The 3,738-nt window shown below is 35.9% G+C and carries 2 protein-coding genes and 1 pseudogene; all 3 read right to left on the bottom strand.

Going from position 1 to position 3,738, the window contains the following annotated elements:
• Positions 1–115: pseudogene (locus tag V757_RS28715) on the bottom strand (helix-turn-helix domain-containing protein); the annotation flags it as partial.
• A gap of 142 nt (positions 116–257) precedes the next feature.
• Complete coding sequence (csm2, locus tag V757_RS17665) at positions 258–662, bottom strand: type III-A CRISPR-associated protein Csm2 (protein ID WP_023949556.1); 405 nt, start codon at positions 660–662, stop codon at positions 258–260.
• A 145-nt stretch (positions 663–807) separates the two neighbouring features.
• Entirely contained in the window at positions 808–3,372 is a 2,565-nt protein-coding gene (cas10, locus tag V757_RS17660; RefSeq protein ID WP_023949552.1) for a type III-A CRISPR-associated protein Cas10/Csm1, read from the bottom strand.
• Positions 3,373–3,738 lie beyond the last annotated feature (366 nt).

Here is a 3,738-nt window from a genome sequence, read left to right as displayed (position 1 = left end):
GTCAKCCTTCGATACGCCCATAATTTGTGCATGCTTGCGACACATTTTTTAATTGCTCTGCTAAATTAAGCAGTCCTGCTTTATGTTTAATCACATTATTGGTAGTATGTAACATGAGAGTTTCCTTTTGTTTGTTTAAAAGATTCGCACCTCTTATTCAAACGGGAAACTCTCTTTTTTTGCAACTCATTTGTCAGATTTGGTCTGAACTTCTACAGATAAATATTTGTTAATTTCATTTTACTCATCCTAATAAATTAATTTTTTGATTTACGAAAACCAAGAACAGCTTCAAAAAATAGCTTGGCATTATCTAGTGATTCCACATCATTAATTTGCACAATTAAATGGTTAAAGAAAGTCTCAAACTCACCACTCACATGTCCTCTAACCCTTGAATAAGCCACTTTAGCCTGCATCATTTGAATAAATGGCTCAACTTTACGAAACTCTTCTTTTTTATCTTTGGCTCGATATACCTTATCTCGCCACATCAACAACTCATCATAAAACTTGCGTAATTGAGTCGATTTATTACAATTCTCATCTACGTCACCATTTTTCTTCATCACTTGTAAACTATCTGCCACCCTTTTTGCGACATCGCTAAATAAGTCACGTGCTAAAGGAGTCTTCAACTTAATATCTTTCACATCCATCATTATTTCTCTCTCAAGGTATATAAATAATTAAATAAAGGAATTTCATAGCGTTGTCCAAAGACTTGAATCCCTCTAGCATAAAAAGTATCAATAAATCGCTGGTAGGCATTATTTTTTGCCTCTTTGGAAATTCTTGTATTAGCATCTATCCATCGCCTCGTCTTATAGCTAATTGTGAATGCCATAAACTAGCTTGAATATTGCCTTGTTTTACCTGTTCCGCCATACGACTAAAATGCAATAGGCTATACAGATAAGCTGATGACAACACATAATCATCATCAATCTCGGTTATTTCTTGATAAGCATTTTCGATATATTTCCAATCTGACCAAGAAACTGTTTGTTGATAAATACAGACAGCATTCTTTTTTGATATCTGCTGCGTAGTGGAATCTTTACCTTCATAGGCTTTTGCTTGCTCGAGTGAGTCTTCAGCTAGCTCTGATAATCGAGGCAGTGGCATGCCAGGTTTAGTAATACTTATCCCTGTGCTAAAGGTAATCTGTGGATTCTCTGCCATATAATGCGCAAATGCTCTTCTCATATTAACTGCCAATTTCTGGGTCTGCTTCCATGGTCCAATCATAAAGAAGTCATCCCCTCCTGCAAATACAGTATACGTATTAGGGAATTCTTTCTGACAATAAGCTGGTAAATAAAGACTAAAAAACATATTCATCTGGCGTGATAAGGCAGCCATTTTTGCAAATGTAGGTGATTGAATACCTCGTTGGAAAATCAGCCCTAAATTATCCACATCGCCTTTGAGCGTAGCCAATGCCACTTTTCCAAGCATTTTTTCATACCCATCACCTTCTATATGTTGTTTGTCTACATATCTATCTTCACAAGCAATATGATTTAAAGTTTTAAGCTCACTGATAGAAAAATCAACCTTTTCTTCCTCCGATAAAACGTCATATTTTTCATTTTGATAAAAATCAGCCTCACTAAAGGTAGGTACATACGCATTGATATAACGTTTTGCATAACCTTGCCAAATAGACACATCATCTATCTGTGGCAAACTAAAATCCCAGCAACGTACCAAGGACTTATTCTCTGCAAGAAGACCAAATTTACCTGTAATATCCTCACTTTTTGTTAAGACGATATGATAGCCAAATATTGTTAATCCTAATCTCACACTAGCGCCACCGTCTTGATACTGAATAATATCATTGAGTATCATCAAACGATTTTTCTTAGTTAACTGCTCTCCAAGTTTAATCTGATCGTTCGCCAAAACAGACACTTGCAAACCATTATTATCTTTAGTATTCGCAGGTAACTGGCTGTTATAACTACACACGCCTTGCGTATAATCGGCATAACTCAAAACTGTTGGTGTTGCTTTATCAATTAAATTAAACCGTTGTAATTTAGCTTGCTCAAGCAATGAGAATGAGTTTTTAGTTAAATCTGCAAACCTTTTCTTATCGACAAAGTCATTACAACTTGCAGGCTGTACAGCTAATCCTAATGAAACTTGCGCAAATGTATTTTCCAAAAACCATTGATTAATTTTTTCTTTGGCTTTTTCAATCGCTTGAATTGTTGCAGGTGTATTTGGTGCAACAATCATAAATTTGCCTGCCGCATTAAGAATCTGTGACGTAGATGGTAAATCACAAGCTTCTAGTACAGCTAGCGCTGCTAACTCTGCAAAAAGAGAAACTTGAAATGAACGTCCTCTTAATAATTTTGCTACGGCTTTATTAGTCTCTCGCCCTTCAGCAAAAATAAAGTTCTGAATTCCAAAGAAATCACCATGAATTAAAAGGATTTTTTTCTCTTCCCAATCACTACGTGTTTTTAAGGCATTCACATCTTCTAATGATGTTTTTTGATGTTCTTCATGCCACCGCCATAACGCTGCTGCCAATGCTGCTGTTGTTTTACTATGATCGTATAAAGAAACCTCGGGCTTTACATTAAAAGCTGTTGCTGCAGGTATTGCCTGTGCATAACATTGCCATAAGGTATCAAAATGATCTAACCATAATTGCCAATTTTGTTGATGCGATTTAGGAATCTGCTTAATCGCTTGTGTAAAAGCATCCCATAATTGACGATATTCTTGTTGCGCTCGTGCATTATCAGAAGGCTCTATATTTTTTCTTTGCTCAGGAAAGATACTTTGTGGAGATAATGGTTTAAGTGGATAACAATAGCGAATATCTTCATTTTGATAAAAATCTTGTTTATCTAAAAGACTGAGCTTTTCGACTAAAGGCAATAAACGTGCTTGATAGTGATTTTTACCTGTATTTAGCTTATTAATTAATTCAGTTTCTGGTGTCTGATTATATTTTTCAAATTCTTCACGCTCAAATCCAGAAGCAACCCTATCCGCTGTAGCAATAACCCATTGCAAAAAAGTCTCTGGTTTATGATGCATAGCTGATGCATTGATAATGGAATCCGTAATATTACCTTCTGTACTTCGACTGGCAAAAGGATACATATCACCTTTTATTAAATCAGGAATTGCATGCTCAATAATATCCCAAGCAATGGCCGAATAAGCAGCATGTTTATGAGTATGATATTTAATGGGAGAATTTGCTTCTTGGTAATAAGGGCAATACAACTGTATATGAGTTTCCAGTTTCTCTTGATTGACTTCAATTCTTGCTCTTTCTGCAAATTTACCTAAATCATGTAAATAAGCAGCAAAAGCAACTTTGGTTGTGGGAGTGCGCATAATTACTCTCTTAAATCAATAACACTATTATCAAGTGTAGCAGAAAGTTGAATTTTGTCACGCTTAACAAATTTGTTAGGTAGAAGTCCTAATATAATTAGGCTAATTTTGAGCAAAAGTCGCTATTTATAATCTATTTGCGGCAAATAAAATTGATGAAATGTAACGTAAGCGTCCGGTGAACACATGTATTCATTCCTGCTAAATTGCGCGACACTATGGTTTTGTGTATGTTAGGAGAAATCAATGCCGTCTTTAATGCGTATCGAGACCGCCCAACGAGTGGGAATTCAAGAGCAAGCGTCTAGCCTACTGGCACTAGATAGAATCATCCTGGTGAGTGAGGCGACAGATTTACGAGCKGRA

Source organism: Pelistega indica (assembly GCF_000506865.1).
GTDB lineage: Bacteria > Pseudomonadota > Gammaproteobacteria > Burkholderiales > Burkholderiaceae_B > Taylorella > Taylorella indica.
This window is presented reverse-complemented; position numbering and strand designations above follow the sequence as displayed.

What these genes read in the sequence shown, in the direction of transcription:
- cas10 (WP_023949552.1), bottom strand. Translation starts at nt 3,372, where the DNA reads ATGCGCACTCCCACAACCAAAGTTGCTTTTGCTGCTTATTTACATGAT.
- csm2 (WP_023949556.1), bottom strand. Translation starts at nt 662, where the DNA reads ATGATGGATGTGAAAGATATTAAGTTGAAGACTCCTTTAGCACGTGAC.